This window comes from Streptomyces sp. NPDC059534 (genome assembly GCF_042743475.1).
Taxonomy (GTDB): Bacteria; Actinomycetota; Actinomycetes; order Streptomycetales; family Streptomycetaceae; genus Streptomyces.
On sequence record NZ_JBHWAQ010000053.1, the window covers coordinates 14,170 to 36,536 of the forward strand.

The window sequence follows — 22,367 nt, forward strand, 5'->3', positions numbered from 1 at the left end:
GCTACGCTCGTACGCATGGCCGGCCGCTTCGCACCCAAACCCACCCGCACCACAGCCCGCGGCGGCCACATCGCGGTCCCGGCGACGGACGACGCCGCGCCTCTGGACCTGGGCCTGACGCTCGGCCCGCTGCGCCGCGGTCCCGCCGACCCGACGTTCCGGGTGACGCCCGACGGGGCGGTGTGGCGGGTGACGCGTACTCCTGACGGCCCGGGGACGTTGCGGGTGGGCGCGGTGGGGGGCCGGATCGAGGCGGAGGCGTGGGGCCCGGGGGCCGGCTGGCTCCGGGAGACGCTTCCGGCACTGCTCGGGGCGGACGACGACCCGGCCGCGTTCGTCCCCCGTCACAAGCTGCTCCTGGCGAGCCACCGCCGCCGTCCCGGCCTGCGTCTGACGCGTACCGGTCTGGTTCTGGAGTCGCTGATCCCGTCGGTGCTGGAGCAGAAGGTCACGACGCACGAGGCGTACGGGGCCTGGCGGGTCCTCGTACGGAAGTACGGGGAGCCCGCTCCCGGCCCTGCGCCCGACGGCATGTACGCGATGCCGGACGCGCGTACGTGGACGCAGATTCCGTCCTGGGAGTGGCACCGCGCCAACGTCGACGGCAAACGCTCGGCCACGATCGTCCGCGCGGCCCGGGTGGCGGCGCGTCTGGAGGAGGCCGCGCACATGGATCCGCCGGCCGCCCGCAGGCGTCTTGAGCTGGTTCCCGGCGTCGGTCCGTGGACGAGCGCCGAGACGATCCAGCGCAGCAACGGCGCTCCCGACGAGGTCACCACGGGCGACGTTCATCTGCCCGGCATCGTCGGCTGGGCCCTGGCGGGCGACCGCGGCGCCGACGACGAGGCCATGCTGGCTCTCCTGGAGCCGTACGCGGGCCAGCGTCACCGCGCCGCCCGTCTGATCCTCCTCAGCGGCCGCGTCCCGCCCCGCCGCGCGCCCCGGATGACCCCGGGCGACATCACGTCGCTCTGACTGGTCCGGCGACGGGGTCACCACCGGCCTCCCGGACGAGGCCGACGGTGACCGGCAGGGAGCCCGCACGCCGACCCCGCTTACCGACGCCGGTAGCCGACCCCGCTCACCGACGTCGGTAACCGACCCCGGTCGCCCTCGCCGGTGGTGGGGCCTACCGCACCTCGACGAACTCCGCCGCCGGCCGCGCGGGCCGGTCCTTCGGCGGCGCCGCGGGGTGTCCGACGGCCACGGCGCCGAGCGGGTCCCAGTGGTCGGGGAGGTCGAGGACCTCGCGGACGACGTCGCGGCAGAACATCGTCGAGGACACCCAGGCGGAGCCGAGCCGCTCGCCGGCGAGCGCCACGAGGAAGTTCTGGACGCCCGCGCCGGCCGCGACCACGAACATCTCGCGCTCGGCGGCGTCGCGGCGCGGGTCGCCGTAGTGGTGGGAGCCGTCCATGACGAGGCAGGGGACGGCCAGGTAGGGGGCGTTGCGCAGGACGTCCCCGCGCTTCACCCGCTTGGCGATGGAGTCCTCGGACTTCCCGTCCCGCCGTAGGTCGGCGATCCAGGCGTCCCGCATCGCGTCGAGCAGCCGCGCCCGCGACCGCGGCGACTCCAGGAGTACGAACCGCCAGGGCGTGGTGTGGTGGGGGGCGGGCGCGGTCACGGCCGCGGCGACCGCGCGCCGTACCGCTCCCGGGTCGACCGCCTCGTCGGTGAACTCGCGTACGGTCCGCCGCAGTGTCACCGCCTCGCGTACGGCCTCCGACGTGCCGAGCCGGAACATGTCGTCGGCGGCGTCGCGCACGAGGGCCCGCGCGCCCGGCTCGTCGTCCTCGGCCACCACGTGCGGCAGGCCCCGGACGACGGCGACCGGGAGGCCGGCGGCCTTGCCCTTCACCAGGTCTCCGGCGGCGGCGAGTTCGTCGGCGGTGGCGACGACGGTCGCGCTCAGCGGGTTGCCGTGGGCGTCGGTCCCGCCGCGCAGGTCGTCGAGGACCCGCACGCCGGCCGCTCCGATGGCCACGTCGGTGAGTCCGGCGCGCCAAGGCCGCCCGAAGGTGTCCGTGACGACGACGCCGACGTCGACGCCGAGCGCCTCGCGTACGCCGGTTCGGATGCGCCGTGCCGAGGCGTCGGGGTCCTCGGGCAGCAACAGCACGGTCCCGGCGGGGGTGTTGGAGGCGTCGACCCCGGCGGCGGCCATGACGAGCCCCTGCCGGTTCTCGACGATCCGCAGCGGGCCGCGCCGCGCCACGACCCGTACGGTCTCGGCGTCGATGGCCTCCTCGCGGTCGTCTGCCGCGACCAGCCGTCCCTCGGCCTTGCTCACGATCTTGGAGGTGACGAGGAGGACGTCGCCGTCGGCGAGCTCCGGCGACACGGAGGCGATCAGCTTGGCCAGGTCGTCCCCGGCGGCGACCTCCGGCAGCCCGGTGAGCGCCCAGACCCGGTAGGCGGGGGGTGCGGCGGTCACGCGCGCACCTCCTCGGCCAGTCGCAGGGCCTCCCGCGCCATCGCGGCGGTCGCGTCGACGTCGGTCATCATCAGCGGTACGGCGCGGCAGCGGATGCCCGCCTCCTCGACCTCCGCGACGGCGCCCGCGTCCACGGTGTCCACGAGCCAGCCGTCGACGAGCCCGGGGCCGTAGTGGCGGGCCACCGCGGCGGCCGTGGACTCCACGCCGACGGCGGCGAGCACCTTGTCGGCCATGCCGCGCACGGGCGCGTCGCCGACGATGGGGGAGAGGCCCACGACCGGCGCCCCGGCCGAGGCGACGGCGTCCCGGATGCCGGGGACCGCCAGGATCGTCCCGACGCTGACGACGGGGTTGGACGGCGGGAAGAGGATCACGTCGGCCGCGGCGATCGCGTCGAGCACGCCCGGTGCGGGCTTCGCGGTCTCGGCGCCGACCGGCACGACGGCCTGCGCGTCCACGGAGGCGCGCAGCTTCACCCAGTACTCCTGGAAGTGGACCGCGCGCTGCTCGCCGTCCACCTCGATCGCCACGTGCGTCTCGACGCGGTCGTCGGACATGGGGAGGAGGCGTACGCCGGGCTGCCAGCGGGCGCACAGCGCCTCGGTGACCGCGCTCAGCGGGTAGCCCGCGCCGAGCATCTGCGTACGGACGATGTGGGTCGCGAAGTCGCGGTCGCCGAGGCCGAACCACTCGGGTCCGACGCCGTAGGCGGCGAGCTCCTCCTTGACCGTGAAGGACTCGTCGAGGCGGCCCCAGCCCTGGTCCTCGTTGATGCCACCACCGAGGGTGTACATCACGGTGTCCAGGTCGGGACAGACCTTCAGCCCGAAGAGATGGATGTCGTCACCCGTGTTGCCGATGACCGTGATCTCCGCGTCCGGCGCGGCCTGCTTGAGGCCGCGAAGGAAACGAGCACCACCGATACCACCGGCCAGAACCACAATGCGCATGCACGGCAGTCTGTCAGGCGAGGGTCACCCCTGGGGCGGTCGGGGCGAGAGTGGCCGGAGCGCACTGGGCCTGGAGCGACTCGTGCATCGGCATCTCCGTCAGACCGGGGAAGTAGACGTGCAGGCTCACGGCCGGTTCGAGGGAGTCGTTGGCGACCTCGTGGACGTAGCCGGGGGCGAAGACGCGCTGCGCGCCCTCGCCGAGGGTCCGCACGCCCCGGTCCGTACGTTCCGTCAACTCGCCCTCCAGGACGGTCAGGACGCCGGAGGAGAGTCCGTGGTCGTGGAGGCCGCTGCCCTGGCCGGGCACCCAGGAGAGCAGCCACACCTCGTAGCCGGGGCCGGTGCGCAGCCGGTGGTACCAGCGGGTGGTGGCGTCGTACTCGACGTACGGCGCCCACTGGGAGCGGTCGTCGGCGAGGGAGCGCGCGAGGCCGGCGAACTCCGCCACGGTGACGGGGTGGGCTCGCTCGGGCTGCAGGAGGTGCGGGACCTCGAGGATGTCGCCGGCGATCTGAAGGTCGCTGTCCATGTTCATGGGATGGGGAGGTTCCTCAGCAGAAACAGAAGCGGTGGGGGTCACGGAGAGAAGTGACGCGAGTGACGCAGGGTGACGCTGGGGGAAGAAGCTGGAGCTCTACGGCATCAACAGCTGGAACAACAACAGCAACAGCGCGCCTGGACAGCGCGGCGGAACCCACGGGCGTGGGTCGCGGCGGGCGCTGTGGTCGCTGGCATGCCACCAAAGGTGGCGGGAAGGGCACCCGACTGTCAACCCAATGCCCGATTTGGGGGTAATGTTTCACCTCATCCGGTTACAGTGCGCGGAGAAAGGTTTGTTCATGCGCGGACCAGGAGAGATGGCGCTTCAACCGCGCCCGTAAACATGGCGGCGCCCGCGTGATCGGCCCCGGCCGATCGTCACACTCCGTGATCGGGCTGTGATCCGGATCGCTTCCATGGCCGGATCGCAACAAGATCCAAGTTTCGGACGTCCTTCCTTGTGAAGGGTGGCCGCCTCTCCCCGTGATGGGTCGTCACCTCTCGCTCGCGGCAGGGCGTGCAGCACGGCCAGGCCGATGGCATGTGTCACGTTTTTTGGTGATTTGAACACTTTCCGCATAGGCTTGGTTCCGCAGAGTGAATACGGGGCCCAATAGCAGATCTCGGCTTGACTCGCACAGAGCACAAACTTGTAATTTCACTCGTGTCGTTAGGCCGGGTTCGCAACGGCAACACCACGGGGACGCACAGAACAGACGAGGGGCGCACATGACCGAGTTGTTCCAGGAACTGCTGGTCGAGGACGCGGACGAGGAACTCGGCTGGCAGGAGCGCGCACTGTGCGCCCAGACCGACCCCGAGTCCTTCTTTCCCGAGAAGGGCGGCTCGACCCGCGAGGCCAAGAAGGTCTGCCTCGCCTGCGAAGTCCGCTCCGAGTGCCTCGAATACGCCCTGCAGAACGACGAACGGTTCGGCATCTGGGGCGGCCTCTCCGAGCGCGAGCGCCGACGCCTGAAGAAGGCCGCCGTCTGAGCGGCACCCGGCCCCGGACCACGTCCGGGCCCCCCGCGCCGCCGCGTGCGCACCAGGACATCACGAACGGTCCGCCCCCTGTGCTTCGTCCACAGGCGGCGGACCGTTCTGCGTGCTCTGTCCACAGAGCGCCGTCCACAGGGGCGAACCGCTCCGCGCGCAGCCGTTAGTGTGGGCCTCCGTCCGAGACGCTCCCCACGCCCTTCGCGGGCGACCCCGGCCGGAGGGCCCGTAGCTCGATGTCCTCAACTCCTGAGTTTCCGCGACACGTCGTCACCGCCGTGCTCGTCACCCACGACGGCGCCCGCTGGCTGCCGGACGCCCTCGCCGGGCTGCTCGCGCAGGAACGCCCCGTGCAGAACGTCGTCGCGGCCGACACCGGCAGCGCCGACGACTCGGCACAGCTCGTCGCCGACGCCGTCGGCGCCGACCGCGTCCTGCACCTCGCGCGCCGCACCGGCTTCGGCGCCGCCGTCGAGGAGGCGGCCCGCACCGCGCCCGTGCTCGGACCCGAGGACCTCTCCTACCTGAAGCGCCCCAGCGGCTGGGACCCCGTCAGCCGGACCTGGAACGACGACGCGTACGACCTCCCCGACCTCCCGCACGGCGAACCGGTGCAGTGGCTCTGGCTGCTCCACGACGACTGCGCCCCCGAGCCCGGCGCCCTCGCCGAACTCCTCCGCGTCGCCGACTCCGACGCGGACGCCGCCGTCATCGGCCCCAAGCTGCGCGGCTGGTACGACCGCAAGCAGCTCCTGGAGACCGGCGTCTCCATCGCCCGCAGCGGCCGCCGCTGGACCGGACTCGACCGACGCGAGCAGGACCAGGGCCAGCACGACCAGATCCGCTCCGTCCTCTCCGTCTCCACCGCCGGCATGCTGATCCGCCGCGACGTCTTCGAGGAGCTCGGCGGCTTCGACCGCCGCCTGCCCCTCATGCGCGACGACGTCGACCTGTGCTGGCGCGCCCACTCCGCCGGCCACCGCGTCCTCATCGCCCCCGACGCCGTCCTGCGGCACGCCGAGGCGTCCGCCCGCGAGCGCCGCACCGTCGACTGCGCCGGCCGGACCGCGGCCAACCCGCACCGCGTCGACAAGGCCGGCGCCGTCTACACCCTGCTCGTCAACAGCCGCGGCGCCGCCCTGCCGTACGTCCTCGCGCGGCTCGTCGTCAGCACCCTGCTCCGCACCCTCGCCTACCTCGTCGGCAAGGTCCCCGGACAGGCCGTCGACGAGGTCATGGGCCTCTTCGCCACGCTGCTGCGCCCCGAGAAGATCCTCGCCGCCCGCAAGCGCCGCAAGAACCCGGCCGTCGCCGCGAGTGAACTCCGCCCCCTCTTCCCGCCGCCCGGCGCCACCGTCCGCGCCGCCGCGGAGCAGTTCACCGCCAACTTCGGCGGAAGCGAGGCCGACTCCGGCGGTTCCCGCCACGGCGTCGTCGAGTCGGGCCCCGGCGGCGACGACGCGGACTACCTGGAGATCGAGCAGTTCGCCCGGCTCAAGAAGATCGCCCGCAAACCCGGGCCGGTCCTCTTCGCCCTCCTGCTCCTCATCTCCCTCGTCGCCTGCCGCAACCTCTTCGCCGGCGGCTCGCTGGCCGGCGGAGCCCTGCTGCCCGCCCCCGACACCGTCTCCGGCCTCTGGTCGCGGTACGCCGACGCCTGGCACGCCCTCGGCACCGGCGGCACCCAGAGCGCCCCGCCCTACCTCGCCGTCCTGGCCGCGCTCTCCGCGCTCTTCCTCGGCTCCACCTCCACCGCGCTGACCCTGCTCCTCGTCTGCTCGGTCCCGCTCGCCGGCTTCACCGCCTACTTCGCCGCCCGCGGCGTCGTCGAGTCCCGCCTGCTGCGCGCCTGGGGCGCCATCGCGTACGCCTTCCTGCCCGCCGTCACCGGGGCCCTCGCCGCCGGCCGGCTCGGCACGGCCGTCCTCGCGATCCTGCTGCCGCTGATCGCCCGCGCAGCCGTCGCCGCCCACGGCTTCCACCGCCCCGACCGGGGAAGCTGGCGCGCCACCTGGGCGTACGCCTTCCTGCTCACCTCCGCGACGGCCTTCACCCCGATCGTGTGGCCGCTCGCCGTCCTCCTCGGCCTCGGCGTCCTCGTCGTCCGCCGCTCCGACCTCCCCGCGTACGGGCTCCGCTTCCTGGCCGCCGTCGGCACCCCGCTCCTCGTCCTCGCGCCCTGGTCGCTCACCCTCCTGACCGGCCCCTCCGCCTTCCTGCGCGAGGCCGGCCTCGACATCCGCACGGGCACCGCCACCGCGCTCGACCTGCTCGCGACCAGCCCGGGCGGGCCCGGCACCACCGGCGGCCTCCTGCTCATCGGCCTCGTCCTCGCCGCCCTCGCCGGGCTGCTGCGCGAGGAACGCAGCTTCGCGGTCCGCACCGCCTGGGTCGCGGCCCTCGCCGGACTCCTCCTCGCCGCCGTCTCCAACGGCGCCGGCGGCACCGGCTGGGCCGGACCCGCCACCCTCGTCTACGGCGCCGCCCTCGTGACCGCCGGCATGATCGGCGCCGAGGGCGGCCGCACCCGCGTCGCCGCCCACGGCTTCGGCTGGCGCCAGCCGGTCGCCGCCCTCATCGCCCTCGCCTGCGCCATCGGCCCCGCCGTCGCCGCCGCCGGCTGGATGATCGGCGGCGCCGACGGCCCGCTGACCCGGCGCGACCCGGTCCAGGTCCCGGCCTTCGTCGCCGAGGAGAGCGATACCCGCGACCAGCCCCGCACCCTCGTCCTCGGCGGCACCACGCCCGGCGAGGTCGCCTACACCCTGGTCCGCGGCTCCGGCGCCCGCCTCGGCGACGGCGAACTCGCGGCGGCCGCCGACGGCGACTCCCGCCTCGACCAGGTCGTCGCCCGTCTCGTCGCCGGCTCCGGCGCCGACCAGACCCAGGAGCTCAGCGGTTACGCGATCCGCTACGTCCTCGTACGGGACGGGGCACCGCGCCAGATGAGCCGCGTCCTCGACGCCACCCCGGGCCTCAGCCGCCTCAGCCAGCTCGACGGCAGCGCGCTCTGGCGCGTGGACCGCGAGATCGCCCGGATCATGATCGTCCCGCCCGCCGCCAAGAGCGGCTCCGGCACCGCCGGGGACACGGCCAAGGGGGAGACCGCCAAGCCCGTCGCCGTCGCCGCCGGCCCCGTCGAGGCGCACACCGCGATCCCGGCCGGCCCGGAAGGCCGCGTCCTGCGCCTCGCCGACAGCGCCGCCGAGGGCTGGACCGCCACCCTCGACGGCAGGGAACTGACCCGGACCACCGTCGACGGCTGGGCCCAGGGCTTCCAGCTCCCCGCCCAGGGCGGCCGCCTCGACCTCACGTACGACGAGCCGCTCACCCACACCGCGTGGATCTGGGCCCAGGTCGGCCTCGCCGTCGTCCTGCTCGTCCTCGCCCTGCCCGGGCGCCGCCGCGAGATCGACGACGACCTGCCCGAGGAGGAGCTCGCGATCCCCGCCCAGGCCACCGACGGCGACGGCCGCCGGGCGCGCCGCCTGCGCGCCGCCGAGGCCGAGGCGGAGGCCGCCGGGTCCCCGGAGGACGAACCGGCCGCGATCCCGGGGCAGCAGACCCACGAGCCCGAGGAGTGGGACGGCGGGTACGACCCGGCGTACGCCCAGCCCCCGGCCGAGGCCCCGGACCAGAGCCGGACCCAGGCCCAGCCGTACGCCGACCAGGGCTACTACCAGGAGTACGCCGCCGACCCGTACCAGCAGCAGCCGTACGCGTACCCCCAGCAGGGCTACGACCAGCAGCCGTACGCCGACCAGACCTACGCCGGGCAGTCCTACCCCGACCAGGGCTACGAGCAGCCGCAGCAGCCGTACGACCAGCAGCCGCAGTACGACCAGCAGCCGCCGTACGACCCGCAGCAGCCGCAGTACGACCAGCAGCCGTACGACCCGTACGGCTACGGCTACGGACACCCCCAGGGCCACGAGACCGAGCAGCGTCCCGACGGGAGCAGCAACCAGTGAAGCGCACGACCCTCTCCCTGATCGCGGGTGCCACGGCCCTCGCCGCCGTCACCGGCTTCGCGGCCCTCACCGCCCCGGCCGGCCCCGCCGCGCCCGAGGCGAAGTCCCCCACCCGGCTGCCGGTGGAGCGCGCCGGACTGGTCTGCCCGGTGCCGAGCACCTCGGAGGTGGCCGAGACCGTCTACACCTCGTACACCCCCACCGCCGGGGGAACGGGCAAGGGCACCGGCTCCGGCTCCGGCTCCGACAAGGCCGAGCCGCCCACGGCCCGGCTGACCCTCGCCGCGAGCGCGACCCCCTCCGGCGGCACCGCCCAGGGCGGCAAGAAGCCCAAGGCGCCCCAGGCCCCCGCCACCGTCACCACCCCCGGCAAGCCCGTCACCGCCGAGGCCGACGGCGCCACCGTGCCCGCCCTCACCGGCTCGGCGACCGGCACCCTCGCCCCCGGCTGGACCGTCCAGCAGACCACCGTCGTCCCGGCGGGCGGCGCCCGCGGCCTCCTCGGCCTCTCCTGCGGCGCCCCCGACACCGACTTCTGGTTCCCGGCGGCCTCCACCGCCAAGGAGCGCCAGGACTACGTCCACCTCACCAACCCGGACGACACGGCCGCCGTCGCGGACATCGAGCTGTACGGCCCCGAGGGCGCCCTCAAGTCCCAGTTCACCGAGGGCATCCCGGTCCCCGCCCGCTCCACGGTCCCGGTCCTCCTCTCCACCCTCACCGGCGAGACCGCCAAGCCCGACGTCACCGTCCACGTCACCACCCGCAGCGGACGCGTCGGCGCCGCCATCGGCTCGGCGGACGAGAAGCTCGGCAGCGACTGGATCGCCGCCGCGGCCGACCCGGCGAGCACGGCCGTGCTCCCCGGCATCCCGGCCGACGCCACCTCCGTACGGCTCGTGGCCCTCGCCCCCGGCGACGACGACGCCGACCTGAAGGTCCAGCTGGTCACCACGGCCGGCACGATCGTCCCGGCGGGCGCCGGAACGCTGCACGTGAAGTCCGGCATGACGGCCGCCGTCGACCTGCCGAACCTCACCCGCGGCGAGGCGGCCTCCCTGCTGCTCACCCCGAGCGACCCGAAGAAGCCGAGCCCGATCGTGGCCGCCCTCCGCGTCGTCCGGGGCAAGGGCGCCAACACCGAGGTCGCGTTCATTCCGGCGACCCCGGCGATCTCCGCCCGCGCCACGGTCGCCGACAACCGCGCCAAGGCGTCGACGCTCTCGCTGACCGCCCCCGGCGCCGCCGCCCAGGTGAGGATCACCGCCTCGGCGGGCTCCGGCGGGGGCACGCCCGTGTCCCGGACCGTCACCGTCAAGGCGGGCACGACGACGGCCCTCGCCGACCTCGTCCCCCAGGGCCTGAAGGGCTTCTACGCGCTGACCGTCGAACCGGTCTCCGGCGGCAAGGTCTACGCGGCGCGGACCCTCGCCGCGGCGCAGGACGGCATCCCGATGTTCACGGTCCAGACCCTCGTCGACGACCGCGGCACGGTCGAGGTCCCGGCCGCCCACCAGGACCTCGGCGTCCTCGACTGACACCGCCCCCGGACCACGGGCGGGATCAGTCCTGCCCGTACCGGGGGTCGACCGACTCGGGGGAGAGGCCCAGCAGCTCCGCGACCTGCTCCACGACGACCTCGTGGACCAGGAGCGCCCGCTCGTCCCGGCTCTTCGAACGGATCTCGACCGGCCGCCGGTAGACGACCACCTTCGCCGGCTCGTCCTTCTCCGCGGGCAGCGAGCCGCCCAGCGGCACCGTCTCGCCCGGCACCGTCGGCGGCACCTCCATGATCATGAAGTCGACGTCCGCCAGCTGCGGCCAGCGCCGCTCCAGCCGCTCCACCGAATCGAGGACCAGGTCGCGGAAGGTGTCGGCCCGGCTCGCGGAGAGCGGCACCTGCGGCGGGGCCACCGGCCCCCGCATCCCGCGGCCGTGCCGGTCGCGGCGGCGGACCCGAGGCTCCGCCGGGGGCTCCGCGGCGGGCTCCGTGGGGCGGTGCGAGGGGCTCGGAGGCACAGGACTGTCCATCACTGACGCAGCGTAACCCTCATCGGTGCCCGCGCACCGTGGCGCATCCTCGCGACCTTCCCGCGCGCCCCTGTACCACCCCCGGGCGAGCTGTCGAAACCTGAACATTCCGGCCAGGGCCACGCCCGATTCGACGGCCCGTCACGATCGGCCATCTGGCCCTGGTTGACCGGTTTTGTATCTCCGACTGTCCGGAACGCTCCCTGCCCGCACCCCCGTGCGCCCCCTCCCTCGCAGGTCAAAGCCGCCACCCCGCGAAGGGGGGTGGCCGAGGTCACACCGCGACACGGTGGAGTGACCTGAGGGAGAGTCGTCGCGGCCCGCTCAAGAGTGCGGTACCGTCCAACGTCGTGAGCCCTGTACGTCGCTGTTCGCGCACTGCGTGCGGCCGCCCTGCCGTCGCGACACTGACGTACGTCTATGCCGACTCGACTGCGGTCCTCGGCCCGCTCGCCACCTACGCCGAGCCCCACTGCTACGACCTGTGCGCCGAGCACAGCGAACGCCTCACCGCCCCGCGCGGCTGGGACGTGGTGCGGCTCACCGATCCCTCGGTCCCCGCCCGGCCCAGCGGCGACGACCTCGAAGCCCTGGCCAACGCGGTACGGGAGGCGGCCCGCCCCCAGGAACGCGCACGGGAGGCCGGCGGCAAGGGGACGGGCGGCCGCCCCGGCGACCCCATGGAAGTCGGCCGCCGCGGGCACCTCAGGATGCTCCGTTCGCCGGACAACTGATCACAACCGGCCACCGTCCGCCCACCCCCGCACCGCTCCGGGTAGTTTTGGCGTTCCGTACACGCGCCGCACACGCGTGCCGAGAACTCAGGAGGGTGGATCCGTGACTGTCGATCTGTCGCAGATCGTGAAGGCGTACGACATCCGCGGAGTGGTACCCGACCAGTGGGACGAGAAGCTCGCCGAGCTCTTCGGCGCCGCGTTCGTCCGGGTGACGGACGCGGACGCGATCGTCGTCGGCCACGACATGCGCCCCTCGTCGCCCGGCCTCGCGGACGCCTTCGCGCGCGGCGCGGCCCGCCTCGGCGCCGACGTCACCCTCATCGGGCTCTGCTCCACGGACCAGCTGTACTTCGCCTCCGGCAGCCTCGGCCTGCCCGGCGCGATGTTCACCGCGTCCCACAACCCGGCCCAGTACAACGGCATCAAGATGTGCCGCGCCGGCGCCGCCCCGGTCGGCCAGGACACCGGCCTCGCCGACATCCGCGCCCTCGCCGAGCAGTGGCGCGAGACCGGCGCCCCCGAGGCCGCCGCCACCCCCGGCACGATCACCGGGCGCGAGACCCTCGACGACTACGCCGCCCACCTCAAGGGCCTCGTCGACCTCACCGCGATCCGCCCGCTCAAGGTCGTCGTCGACGCCGGCAACGGCATGGGCGGCCACACCGTCCCCACCGTCTTCGCCGGCCTGCCGCTCGACACCGTCCCCATGTACTTCGAGCTCGACGGCACGTTCCCGAACCACGAGGCCAACCCCCTCGACCCGAAGAACATCGTCGACCTCCAGGCCCGCGTCCTCGCCGAGGGCGCCGACCTCGGCCTCGCCTTCGACGGCGACGCCGACCGCTGCTTCGTCGTCGACGAGCGCGGCGAGCCGGTCCCCCCGTCCGCGATCACGGCCCTCGTCGCCGCCCGCGAGCTCGCCAAGAACCCCGGCGGAACGATCATCCACAACCTGATCACCTCCTGGTCCGTCCCCGAGGTCGTCCGCGAGAACGGCGGCGAGCCCGTCCGCACCCGCGTCGGCCACTCCTTCATCAAGGAGGAGATGGCGAAGTCCGGCGCCATCTTCGGCGGCGAGCACTCGGCGCACTACTACTTCAAGGACTTCTGGAACGCGGACACCGGCATGCTCGCCGCGCTCCACGTCCTCGCGGCCCTCGGCGGCCAGCAGGGCACCCTGTCCGACCTGGTCTCCGCCTACGACCGCTACGCCTCCTCCGGCGAGATCAACTCCACCGTCGCCGACCAGGCCGCCAGCACGGCCAAGGTCAAGGCCGCCTACACCGGCCAGGACGGCGTCACCTTCGACGAACTCGACGGCCTCACCGTCACCGCCGCCGACTGGTGGTTCAACCTCCGCGCCTCCAACACCGAGCCGCTGCTCCGCCTCAACGTCGAGGCCCGCGACGAGGCCACCATGGCCAAGCTCCGCGACGAGGTCCTCGCCCTGGTCCGGGCGACGGCCTGACCCCGCCACCCCGCCGGGGAACGGGGCGACCCCCGTTCCCCGGCGGTAGGCTGACCTGGCCCGAAGGGCAGCACCACCCCCGTCTTGTTCGAAGGGACACCCCATGCCGCTCGAAGCCGGCCTCCTGGAGATCCTGGCCTGCCCGGCCTGCCACGCTCCGCTGAACGACCGCACGGCCGACGAGAGCCCGGAACTGGTCTGCACGAGCCCCGACTGCGGCCTCGCCTACCCGGTCCGCGACGGCATCCCGGTCCTCCTGACGGACGAGGCCCGCCGCCCCTCCTGACGCGCCCCGAGGCGCGGGCGGGACGACGACGGGCCCGGAGACCGGCCCCCGGAAACCCGCACACCCGCACACCCGCGCCAGGGTGCCCCGGTCGACCGGACCGGCCCGCCCGGCCGGCACCACGGCCGACCGCGGCGCCGCCGACGGCCCCCGCGGGCGCGGGAGGCCACCGCGCCGACCCCGCTCCGCGGCCGCCTCCTCCGGTCCGGCCCCACGGACGAGACACCGCCCAGCCCCTCAGCGCCCGCCCCGCACGGGCCCCCCGACCGCAGCGCCGCGCCCGGGGACCCCGTACTCACCCGCTCACCCGGGAGGCACCGCCACATGCTCGACGAGACCCTCCTCGACGCACCGGACGCCCTCGCCCTCGCCGATCACCGCGGCCTCCTGCGCGGCGCCGCCGAAGCAGGCGCACGGGTACGGACCGCCGCCCGCCACGCCGCCGAGGCCGGCATCGCGGACCTCCGCCCCGAGGGCCGCCCCCGTGCCGTCCTCGTCGCCGGCCCCGGCACCGCCGCCGCGGGCGTCGCCGACCTGATCGGCGCCCTCGCCGGAGCCGCCGCCCCCGTCGTACGCCTCCAGCCCACCGGCGTCGCCCCCGCCGCGGGCGCCCTGCGCTGGGCCCTGCCCGGCTGGGCCGGCTCCGTGGACCTGCTGCTGCTCCCGACCACCGACGGCGCCGAACCGGGCCTCGCCCTCCTCGCCGAGCAGGCGTACCGCCGCGGGATCACCGTCGTCGCCGTCGCCCCCAGGGCATCGCCGCTCGCCGAGGCCGTCAGCGGCTCGCACGGCCTGTTCGTCCCGATGGCCACCGCCCCGAACGAGACCCCGAACGAGTTCGGCGAGAACCTCTCCGCCAGCCCCGGCGCCCTCTGGGCCCTCTTCACCCCGCTCCTCGCCCTCCTCGACCGCGTCGGCCTGCTCGAAGCACCCCCCGAGGCCCTGGAGAAGGTCGCCGACCGGCTCGACCGCACCGCCGAACGCTGCGGCCCGGCCATCGCCACCTACAGCAACCCGGCGAAGACCCTCGCCGCCGAGCTCGCGGACTCGCTCCCGCTGATCTGGACCGAAGGCAACGCCGCCGGCCCCGCCGGCCGCCGCTTCGCCGCCGTCCTCGCCGAGCTGGCCGGCCTGCCGGCCCTCGCCGCCGAGCTCCCCGAGGCCCTGCCCGCCCACGGCGTCCTGCTCGCCGGCGACTACGCCGCGGGCGCCGACCCCGACGACTTCTTCCGCGACCGGGTCGACGAACAGCAGGCCCTCCGCGCCCGCGTGGTCCTGCTCCGCGACCGCCCGGCCGGCGGCCTCACCGCCGCCCCCGCCGCCCGCGAACTGGCCCTCAGCCACGAGACGGCCATCAGCGAACTGGAACCGGAGGAGGGCGGCGAACTGGAGACCCTCGCCGAACTGCTCGCCGTGACCGACTTCGCAGCCCTCTACCTCTCCCTCGCCACCCCCGGCCGCACCACCCCCTAGGCAGGGGCACCGGCGCCGCCGCGACCACCCACCGGCGGCACCCGGCACCGACGCCCTCCCCGGTGGACGGCCCGTCCCGCCCCGGCGCCCGCCCCGTCCACCGGCCGGTCCCGTCCGCGTCCACCGCGCCGTCACCGACCCGTCACCCCTCCCCTGTCACCTGTCTCCCGACACCCCTAACCGTCCCGTCGTCACCACCCGAGGAGCTGGCAGGCACCATGGACCGCCTCGTCAACACCGTCCGCCCCTACGCCTGGGGATCCACGACGGCCATCCCGGAACTGCTCGGCCAGGCCCCGACCGGCGAGCCCCAGGCGGAGATGTGGATGGGCGCCCACCCCGGCGCCCCCTCCCGCACCGAACGCGGCCCGCTGAACGAGCTGATCACCGCCGACCCCGTACGGGAACTCGGGGAGCGGGCCGCCGGGAAGTTCGGACCGCGGCTCCCGTTCCTGCTCAAGGTGCTGGCCGCCGGCGCCCCCCTCTCCCTCCAGGTCCACCCCGACCTGGCCCGGGCACAGGCCGGCCACGCCGCCGAAGAGGCCGCGGGCATCCCGGTCGACGCCCCGCACCGCACGTACCGGGACACCAACCACAAGCCCGAGCTGATCTGCGCGCTCACCCCCTTCGACGGCTTCTGCGGCTTCCGCCACCCCGTGGAGGCCGCCGACCGGATGGCCGCGCTCGGCGTCGACAGCCTCAAGCCGTACGTCGACGTCCTCCACGCCCACCCCGAAGAGGCCGCGCTCCGCGAGGTCCTGACGGCCCTGCTCACCGCCGACCCGGACGAGATGGCGCACACCGTCGCCGAGGCCGCGGCCGCCGCCGACCGCCTCGGCGGCGCCCACGCCCCGTACGCGATGCTCGCCCACCACTTCCCGGGCGACCCCGGCGTCATCGCCGCCATGCTCCTCAACCGGGTACGGCTCCAGCCCGGCGAGGCCCTGTACCTCGGCGCGGGCGTCCCGCACGCGTACCTCGAGGGCCTCGGCGTCGAGATCATGGCCAACTCCGACAACGTGCTGCGCTGCGGACTCACCCCCAAGCACGTCGACGTCCCCGAACTCCTGCGGGTCGTCCGCTTCGAGCCGGGCGACCCGGCCGTCCTGCGCCCCGAGGCGTCGCCCTCGGGCGAAGAGGTCTACGAGACCCCCATCGACGAGTTCCGCCTCTCCCGCTTCGTCCGGGCGGAGGGCGCCGCCCCCACCGACCTCACCACCCCCACCCCGCAGATCCTGCTCTCCGTCGCGGGCCGCCCCAAGGCGGGCGAGGTGACCCTCGCCCCCGGCGAGTCTGTCTTCGTCCCGGCGGGCGAGACGACCGAACTGACCGGTGCGGGGACGGTCTTCCGCGCCACCGTCGTGGCCTGATGCGACAATGACCGGCCGAACCGCGGCGAACGAGCCGGAGCATCGACGAAGGGACCACGTACACCCATGAGCGCGTCAGGCGGAACCAAGGCGATCGTGGCGGCACTCGCCGCCAACCTGGCGATCGCCGTAGCCAAGTTCGTGGCGTTCCTCTTCAGTGGCTCGTCCTCGATGCTCGCGGAGAGCGTCCACTCGCTCGCCGACTCCGGCAACCAGGGCCTGCTGCTCCTCGGCGGCAAGAAGGCCAAGCGCGAGGCCACCCCGCAGCACCCCTTCGGCTACGGCCGCGAGCGGTACATCTACGCGTTCCTCGTCTCCATCGTGCTCTTCTCCGTCGGTGGCATGTTCGCCATCTACGAGGGCTACGAGAAGATCAAGGACCCGCACCCCATCGAGGCTTGGTACTGGCCCGTCGGCGTGCTGGTCTTCGCGATCATCGCCGAGTCCTTCTCCTTCCGCACGGCCATCAAGGAGTCCAACGAGATCCGCGGCGGCCTCACCTGGACGCAGTTCGTCCGCCGCGCGAAGGCCCCCGAACTCCCGGTCGTCCTCCTGGAGGACCTCGGCGCCCTCATCGGCCTCGTCCTCGCCCTCGGCGGCGTCGGCCTCGCCCTGCTGACCGACGACGGCGTCTGGGACGGCATCGGCACCCTCTGCATCGGCGTGCTGCTCATCGTGATCGCCATCGTCCTCGCCGCCGAGACCAAGTCGCTCCTGCTCGGCGAGGCCGCCGGCACCGACGAGGTCAAGCGGATCGAGGACGCCGTCGTCGACGGCGACACCGTCACCCGCCTCATCCACATGCGCACCCTCCACCTCGGCCCCGAGGAGCTCCTCGTCGCCGCCAAGATCGCCGTCCGCCACGACGACTCGGCCACCGAGGTCGCGAACGCCATCAACGCCGCCGAGGACCGCATCCGCGCCGCCGTCCCCATCGCCCGGGTCATCTACCTGGAGCCCGACATCTACAGCGAGACCGCCGCCTCCGCCGGCCGCAACCCCGCCAAGAGCCCGGGCGGCGACACCCACTGAGCCACGAACCCGACAGAGGCCCCCAGGACCGGAGAACCCGGCCCCCGGGGGCCTCTCCGCATTCCCCGCACTTCCCGGAGGAGTGTGGGTCGCTGCACCGATCGGTGTAGATTCGTGACTGCCAGACGTCGCTGCTGATGGCGGTCGGTCGGTCCCCTGGACCGGCCGAGGGAGAGAGGGCCTCCGACGACTGCACCGCGGGACACCCGGGCATTCGTATGCCGTCGTTGTGCCACACCGCGGTGCCAGGCGTTCCCACCGACCCTCGAACCCGAATCCACGAGGAGCAGCTCCAGTCATGACGACTGTCGCCAGCCAGCAGGACTTCAAGGTCGCCGACCTCTCCCTGGCCATCTTCGGCCGCAAGGAGATCACCCTCGCCGAGCACGAGATGCCCGGCCTGATGTCGATCCGCCGCGAGTACGCCGAGCAGCAGCCGCTCGCCGGCGCCCGCGTCACCGGCTCCCTGCACATGACCGTGCAGACCGCCGTCCTCATCGAGACCCTGGTCGCCCTCGGCGCCGAGGTCCGCTGGGCCTCCTGCAACATCTTCTCCACCCAGGACCACGCCGCCGCGGCCATCGCCGTCGGCCCGAACGGCACCCCGGAGAACCCGCAGGGCGTCCCGGTCTTCGCCTGGAAGGGCGAGACCCTGGAGGAGTACTGGTGGTGCACCGAGCAGGCCCTCACCTGGCCGAACTCGCCCACCGGCGGCCCGAACATGATCCTCGACGACGGTGGTGACGCCACCCTCCTCGTCCACAAGGGCGTCGAGTTCGAGAAGGCCGGCTCCGCCCCGGACCCCTCGACCGCGGACAGCGAGGAGTACGGCTACATCCTCCGTCTCCTCAACCGCACCCTCACCGAGAACCCGCAGAAGTGGACCCAGCTGGCGTCCGAGATCCGCGGCGTCACCGAGGAGACCACCACCGGCGTCCACCGCCTGTACGAGATGCAGCAGGCCGGCGACCTCCTCTTCCCGGCGATCAACGTCAACGACGCCGTCACGAAGTCGAAGTTCGACAACAAGTACGGCTGCCGCCACTCCCTCATCGACGGCATCAACCGCGCCACCGACGTCCTCATCGGCGGCAAGACCGCCGTCGTCTGCGGCTACGGCGACGTCGGCAAGGGCAGCGCCGAGTCGCTGCGCGGCCAGGGCGCCCGCGTCATCGTCACCGAGATCGACCCGATCTGCGCGCTCCAGGCGGCGATGGACGGCTACCAGGTCGCCACCCTGCAGGACGTCGTCGAGACGGCCGACATCTTCATCACCACGACCGGCAACAAGGACATCATCATGGCCGCCGACATGGCCAAGATGAAGCACCAGGCGATCGTGGGCAACATCGGCCACTTCGACAACGAGATCGACATGGCCGGCCTCGCCAAGACCGCGGGCATCGTCAAGGACGAGGTCAAGCCGCAGGTCCACACCTGGACCTACCCCGACGGCAAGGTCCTGATCGTCCTTTCCGAGGGCCGTCTGCTGAACCTCGGCAACGCGACCGGCCACCCCTCCTTCGTCATGTCGAACTCCTTCGCGGACCAGACCCTGGCCCAGATCGAGCTCTTCACGAAGCCGGAGGAGTACCCGACCGACGTCTACGTCCTCCCGAAGCACCTGGACGAGAAGGTCGCCCGTCTCCACCTCGACGCCCTCGGCGTCAGGCTGACGACCCTCCGCCCCGAGCAGGCCGCCTACATCGGCGTCGAGGTCGAAGGCCCCTTCAAGCCGGACCACTACCGCTACTGATGCCCCGGCCGGCGGCGCCCGCGCGCTGACGCGGCGCCGTCCCGGACACCCGTAGAGGACTCAGGCAGGCCCCCCGCACCCCCGTGTCGGGGGGCCTGCCCCGTCCCGCCCCCGCTACCGCTCCTGGAAGCCACCCGAGGACCCATGCCCCGCGGCCGATATTCGCTCCATGACCCGCATGACCACACCCCCCTCGGTGAAGAGCACTTCCACTGCGCCCCCGGCCCCTCCGGCTGGCGCTACGTCGCGCAGACCACCACCCCCTCGGGTGATCACCGGGGCTCCATCGACCTGGCCGTCGACGAACTCGGCCGCCCCATCCGCCTCGAACTGCACGCCGCCGGCTGGCAGGTCCGCGGCGCGGCCCTCGACGGCGTCACCTGGGTCCGCACGGACCCCACCGGAACCCACGCCACCGAAGGCAATGTGCGCGCCCATGCCTTCACCGGCCTGTCCCCGGCCTTCCTCGTCGCCCTCACGCGACTCCTGCGTCTCACCCCCGGTTCCCCCGAGACCCGCGTCAGGCTCGTCGCCTTCACGGACCCCGTGCTCGCCCCCCTGACGACGGACCAGTCCTGGGCCTTGCTGAGAAGTGAAGCGCACGCCACTGACAACGGGCCCCTGACCGTGGACGAGTACCAGGTCAGCGACCTGAACACGGGCGAACGCCACACCGTCCACATTGCCGGAGACGTCGTCCTCGCCGCCCCCGGCATCGAACTCGAAGCCCTCGAAACCCCGCCCTCCGTCTTCCCCTGACCCACCGCCTCACCCAGGCGAGCCACCGCCTCACCCAGGCGGAGCGAACCCCGTACGACGCACCCCGGACTCACCCGACGATCCACCGGCGGGGGGAGCCACGTGCGGGGGAGTCACGGCCGGGGCAGCGACACTCGGCGGAGCCACGACGGGCGCAGCCGCATCGGGAGGAACGGCCGCAGAGGACGCGACCACCGGGGGCGCGACCGGAGGGGGTGCGACCGGAGGCAGCGCGACCACAAGGGGAGCGGCAGGCGAGGTCGCGAACGCCCTGCTCGCGTCCCGCGCCTGTCGTTCGGCCACCACCCCCGCCAGATACGCGTCGGCCGGCACCCCCGGCGGCGGAGGCGTCCCGGTCCTCGCCACCAGCTCGTCGGCGAGCCGCTCGGCGAGCCGCCGCCCCACGGCCGGATCCAGCTCACGCGCCCGCGTCAGGTACTGACGCACCTCCAGCCACAGCGACTCCGGCACCGCCGACAGATCGAGCCCGGCGAACCGGCCCCTCAACCACGGCGGCGGCGGAGGCACGGCCGCCACCCGCGCCGCGGGCAGCCGCTCGCGCACCACCAGCGTGCCCGCGAAGACGTCCCCGAGCCGCCGCCCGCGCTCCGACACCAGCGACGCGACGCAGGCGACGACGCCGAACGTCATCAGGATCTCCACGACCCCCAGCGCCCCCCGCACCAGCGCGTGCCGGAACCGGATCGGCCCCCCGTCGTCCCGCACGACCCGCAATCCGCAGGCCAGCTTCCCCAGCGACCTGCCGTGCGACAGCGTCTCCACCGCGATCGGCGCCCCCACGAGCACCAGCAGGAAGGACGCGATGGACACCGCCATCACCGCGGCCTCGTCCAGCGAGGCGGTGGCGACCGCGAGCCCCAGCGTGATCAGCAGGTACACGGCCCACACCACGACGAGGTCGATCAGTACCGCCAGCGCCCGACTCGGCAGCCGCGCCGGCTGCAACCCCAGCACGACGGCGTCTCCCGTCACCAACCCACTCACGCGCCCACCCTTCTCCGGCCTTCCCGACCCCTCCGAACGCCAGTCTGCCAAGCTGACCGGCAGCGCGCCGCAGTAGTACGGACCCGTCCGCAGCCAGTGCCTGGAGCAGCAGCCGATCATGGACCTCGACGTCTACGTCACCGCCCACCGCGCCGAGTGGGACCGTCTCGACCACCTCCTGCGCCGCGGTGGCAAGCTCACCGGCGCCGAGGCCGACGAGCTCGTCTCCCTCTACCAGCGCACGGCCACGCACCTCTCGATCGTCCAGTCCCGCACCCCGGACCCGATGCTCACGGCCCGGCTCACCCAGCTCGTCGCCCGTGCCCGCGCCACCGTCACCGGCACCCGCCGTTCCTCCTGGCGCGACGCGGTCCGCTTCCTCACCGCCGGCTTCCCCGCCGCCGTCTACCGCTCACGCCACTGGTGGATCCCCACCGCCGTCCTCTCCACCCTCCTCGCCGCCCTCATCGGCTGGTGGATCGGTACGCACCCGGAGGTCCAGGCGTCGATGGGAGCCCCCGCCGACCTGCGTGAGATGACCCGCCCCGGCGGCCAGTACGAGACGTACTACTCCAGCCACCCGGCCGCCTCCTTCGCGGCCCAGGTCTGGACGAACAACGCCCAGGCCGCGGCCATGTGCCTGGTCCTCGGCGTCTTCCTGGGCATCCCGGTGCTCGGGGTCCTCTTCCTGAACATGCTGAACCTCGGTGTCGGCATCGGGCTGATGTCCTCCGCCGGCCGCCTCGACGTCTTCCTCGGCCTGGTCCTCCCGCACGGCCTGCTCGAACTCACCGCGGTCTTCGTCGCCGCCGGCACCGGCCTCCGCCTCGGCTGGACCGTCATCGACCCGGGTCCCACCACCCGCCGGGCCGCCCTCGCCGAACAAGGCCGCGCCGCCGTCGGCATGGCCATCGGCCTCGCGCTGGTCCTCTTCGTCTCGGGTCTCATCGAAGGCTTCGTCACCCCCTCCGGCCTGCCCACCTGGGCCCGCATCACCATCGGCATCGCCGCTGAGACGGCCTTCCTCGTCTACGTCTACGTCCTCGGCGGCCGAGCCTCCCGAGCCGGTGACACGGGCGATCTCGAAGAGGCCGACCGCAGCGCCACCCTCCCCACCGCCGCCTGATGTGCGTCCACCCCCACTGACCTGCTAGTGTCCTCCGGTGCCCACAAAAACCGTTGACACGGCAGGCGTGGGGAGGTAGATTTGAACGGTTGCCTAGAACTGGACAGTTCGGCAGCAATCCACTAGAGTCACACTCACTCCGGTCGGGAATTCGATTCCACGGAGTCACCCCGATTCCTATTCGAATCACGAAAGCCGCCGATTAGGCCGGCCCAAATGATTCTGATAAAGTCGGAACCGCCGGAAGGGCCCGGAGCGAAAGCAAAAGGGGCCGGAAAGCACCGAGGAAATCGGATCGGAAAGATCTGATAGAGTCGGAAACGCAAGACCGAAGGGAAAGCCCGGAGGAAAGCCCGAGAGGGTGAGTACAAAGGAAGCGTCCGTTCCTTGAGAACTCAACAGCGTGCCAAAAATCAACGCCAGA

Annotated in this window: 19 protein-coding genes; 13 read left to right on the forward strand and 6 right to left on the reverse strand. The window is 73.3% G+C overall.

The annotated features are described in order from the left end of the window. Nucleotides 1–15: 15 nt before the first annotated feature. The gene (locus tag ACFVZH_RS36055) at nucleotides 16–975 is read left to right on the forward strand and encodes a DNA-3-methyladenine glycosylase family protein (RefSeq protein WP_384904213.1); all 960 of its coding nucleotides are present in this window, start codon (nucleotides 16–18) and stop codon (nucleotides 973–975) included. A 154-nt stretch (nucleotides 976–1,129) separates the two neighbouring features. Here the strand turns inward: ACFVZH_RS36055 and ACFVZH_RS36060 are convergent, their stop codons facing one another. The 3 genes from ACFVZH_RS36060 to ACFVZH_RS36070 are packed head-to-tail and all read right to left on the reverse strand — an operon-like array spanning nucleotide 1,130 to nucleotide 3,928. After that, nucleotides 1,130–2,437: a coenzyme F420-0:L-glutamate ligase gene (locus ACFVZH_RS36060; protein ID WP_384904215.1), complete on the reverse strand. Its 1,308-nt coding sequence runs from the start codon at nucleotides 2,435–2,437 to the stop codon at nucleotides 1,130–1,132. After that, nucleotides 2,434–3,390, reverse strand: coding sequence for a 2-phospho-L-lactate transferase (gene cofD, locus ACFVZH_RS36065; RefSeq protein ID WP_384904217.1), 957 nt, complete (start codon nucleotides 3,388–3,390; stop codon nucleotides 2,434–2,436). Before cofD ends, ACFVZH_RS36060 begins: the two co-directional genes overlap by 4 nt. A gap of 13 nt (nucleotides 3,391–3,403) precedes the next feature. Further along, entirely contained in the window at nucleotides 3,404–3,928 is a 525-nt protein-coding gene (locus tag ACFVZH_RS36070; protein WP_384904219.1) for a cysteine dioxygenase, read from the reverse strand. 734 nt (nucleotides 3,929–4,662) lie between these two features. Here ACFVZH_RS36070 and ACFVZH_RS36075 point away from each other — a divergent pair. The 3 genes from ACFVZH_RS36075 to ACFVZH_RS36085 all read left to right on the forward strand — a co-directional run bounded on the left by ACFVZH_RS36075 (nucleotide 4,663) and on the right by ACFVZH_RS36085 (nucleotide 10,438). Continuing rightward, a complete protein-coding gene (locus tag ACFVZH_RS36075) occupies nucleotides 4,663–4,926 on the forward strand; it encodes a WhiB family transcriptional regulator (RefSeq protein WP_015033978.1) in 264 nt (87 codons plus the stop codon). A 239-nt stretch (nucleotides 4,927–5,165) separates the two neighbouring features. After that, the gene (locus ACFVZH_RS36080; protein WP_384904221.1) at nucleotides 5,166–8,900 is read left to right on the forward strand and encodes a glycosyltransferase family 2 protein; all 3,735 of its coding nucleotides are present in this window, start codon (nucleotides 5,166–5,168) and stop codon (nucleotides 8,898–8,900) included. Further along, a complete protein-coding gene (locus ACFVZH_RS36085; protein WP_384904222.1) occupies nucleotides 8,897–10,438 on the forward strand; it encodes a DUF5719 family protein in 1,542 nt (513 codons plus the stop codon). Before ACFVZH_RS36080 ends, ACFVZH_RS36085 begins: the two co-directional genes overlap by 4 nt. Before the next feature lie 25 nt (nucleotides 10,439–10,463). On the opposite strand, the gene ACFVZH_RS36090 is transcribed toward ACFVZH_RS36085, so the two are convergent. Further along, on the reverse strand, nucleotides 10,464–10,931 hold the full coding sequence (locus ACFVZH_RS36090; protein ID WP_384904224.1) for a metallopeptidase family protein: 468 nt from the start codon (nucleotides 10,929–10,931) through the stop codon (nucleotides 10,464–10,466). 299 nt (nucleotides 10,932–11,230) lie between these two features. Here ACFVZH_RS36090 and ACFVZH_RS36095 point away from each other — a divergent pair, with 299 nt between their 5' ends. From ACFVZH_RS36095 to ACFVZH_RS36130, 8 genes are all read left to right on the forward strand, one after another. Further along, entirely contained in the window at nucleotides 11,231–11,665 is a 435-nt protein-coding gene (locus tag ACFVZH_RS36095) for a DUF3499 domain-containing protein (protein ID WP_384904246.1), read from the forward strand. 103 nt (nucleotides 11,666–11,768) lie between these two features. Then, nucleotides 11,769–13,136: a phosphomannomutase/phosphoglucomutase gene (locus ACFVZH_RS36100; RefSeq protein WP_384904226.1), complete on the forward strand. Its 1,368-nt coding sequence runs from the start codon at nucleotides 11,769–11,771 to the stop codon at nucleotides 13,134–13,136. A gap of 103 nt (nucleotides 13,137–13,239) precedes the next feature. After that, nucleotides 13,240–13,422: a Trm112 family protein gene (locus ACFVZH_RS36105; protein ID WP_384904228.1), complete on the forward strand. Its 183-nt coding sequence runs from the start codon at nucleotides 13,240–13,242 to the stop codon at nucleotides 13,420–13,422. A 324-nt stretch (nucleotides 13,423–13,746) separates the two neighbouring features. After that, nucleotides 13,747–14,895, forward strand: a complete 1,149-nt coding sequence (locus ACFVZH_RS36110; RefSeq protein ID WP_384904230.1) for an SIS domain-containing protein — start codon at nucleotides 13,747–13,749, stop codon at nucleotides 14,893–14,895. Nucleotides 14,896–15,113: 218 nt separating this feature from the next. Beyond that, nucleotides 15,114–16,265, forward strand: coding sequence for a mannose-6-phosphate isomerase, class I (gene manA, locus ACFVZH_RS36115; RefSeq protein WP_384904232.1), 1,152 nt, complete (start codon nucleotides 15,114–15,116; stop codon nucleotides 16,263–16,265). A gap of 66 nt (nucleotides 16,266–16,331) precedes the next feature. After that, nucleotides 16,332–17,297, forward strand: a complete 966-nt coding sequence (locus ACFVZH_RS36120) for a cation diffusion facilitator family transporter (RefSeq protein ID WP_384904234.1) — start codon at nucleotides 16,332–16,334, stop codon at nucleotides 17,295–17,297. 298 nt (nucleotides 17,298–17,595) lie between these two features. Continuing rightward, entirely contained in the window at nucleotides 17,596–19,053 is a 1,458-nt protein-coding gene (gene ahcY / locus ACFVZH_RS36125) for an adenosylhomocysteinase (RefSeq protein WP_384904236.1), read from the forward strand. A 144-nt stretch (nucleotides 19,054–19,197) separates the two neighbouring features. Further along, nucleotides 19,198–19,812: a hypothetical protein gene (locus ACFVZH_RS36130; RefSeq protein ID WP_384904238.1), complete on the forward strand. Its 615-nt coding sequence runs from the start codon at nucleotides 19,198–19,200 to the stop codon at nucleotides 19,810–19,812. 30 nt (nucleotides 19,813–19,842) lie between these two features. Here ACFVZH_RS36130 and ACFVZH_RS36135 read toward each other — a convergent pair whose 3' ends face one another. Then, entirely contained in the window at nucleotides 19,843–20,817 is a 975-nt protein-coding gene (locus tag ACFVZH_RS36135) for an RDD family protein (protein ID WP_384904240.1), read from the reverse strand. Nucleotides 20,818–20,935: 118 nt separating this feature from the next. On the opposite strand from ACFVZH_RS36135, the gene ACFVZH_RS36140 reads away from it, so the two are divergent. Next, entirely contained in the window at nucleotides 20,936–21,943 is a 1,008-nt protein-coding gene (locus ACFVZH_RS36140; protein ID WP_384904242.1) for a stage II sporulation protein M, read from the forward strand. 186 nt (nucleotides 21,944–22,129) lie between these two features. On the opposite strand, the gene ACFVZH_RS36145 is transcribed toward ACFVZH_RS36140, so the two are convergent. Then, a partial coding sequence (locus tag ACFVZH_RS36145; protein WP_384904244.1) for a hypothetical protein occupies nucleotides 22,130–22,367 on the reverse strand: 238 nt, incomplete at its 5' end.

Bases quoted from the DNA above. Each gene is read 5' to 3' on its own strand.
- ACFVZH_RS36055 (WP_384904213.1), top strand. From the start codon at position 16: ATGGCCGGCCGCTTCGCACCCAAACCCACCCGCACCACAGCCCGCGGC.
- cofD (WP_384904217.1), bottom strand. From the start codon at position 3,390: ATGCGCATTGTGGTTCTGGCCGGTGGTATCGGTGGTGCTCGTTTCCTT.
- ACFVZH_RS36070 (WP_384904219.1), bottom strand. From the start codon at position 3,928: ATGAACATGGACAGCGACCTTCAGATCGCCGGCGACATCCTCGAGGTC.
- ACFVZH_RS36075 (WP_015033978.1), top strand. From the start codon at position 4,663: ATGACCGAGTTGTTCCAGGAACTGCTGGTCGAGGACGCGGACGAGGAA.
- ACFVZH_RS36080 (WP_384904221.1), top strand. From the start codon at position 5,166: ATGTCCTCAACTCCTGAGTTTCCGCGACACGTCGTCACCGCCGTGCTC.
- ACFVZH_RS36090 (WP_384904224.1), bottom strand. From the start codon at position 10,931: ATGGACAGTCCTGTGCCTCCGAGCCCCTCGCACCGCCCCACGGAGCCC.
- ACFVZH_RS36105 (WP_384904228.1), top strand. From the start codon at position 13,240: ATGCCGCTCGAAGCCGGCCTCCTGGAGATCCTGGCCTGCCCGGCCTGC.
- ACFVZH_RS36110 (WP_384904230.1), top strand. From the start codon at position 13,747: ATGCTCGACGAGACCCTCCTCGACGCACCGGACGCCCTCGCCCTCGCC.
- manA (WP_384904232.1), top strand. From the start codon at position 15,114: ATGGACCGCCTCGTCAACACCGTCCGCCCCTACGCCTGGGGATCCACG.
- ACFVZH_RS36120 (WP_384904234.1), top strand. From the start codon at position 16,332: ATGAGCGCGTCAGGCGGAACCAAGGCGATCGTGGCGGCACTCGCCGCC.
- ahcY (WP_384904236.1), top strand. From the start codon at position 17,596: ATGACGACTGTCGCCAGCCAGCAGGACTTCAAGGTCGCCGACCTCTCC.
- ACFVZH_RS36130 (WP_384904238.1), top strand. From the start codon at position 19,198: ATGCCCCGCGGCCGATATTCGCTCCATGACCCGCATGACCACACCCCC.
- ACFVZH_RS36140 (WP_384904242.1), top strand. From the start codon at position 20,936: ATGGACCTCGACGTCTACGTCACCGCCCACCGCGCCGAGTGGGACCGT.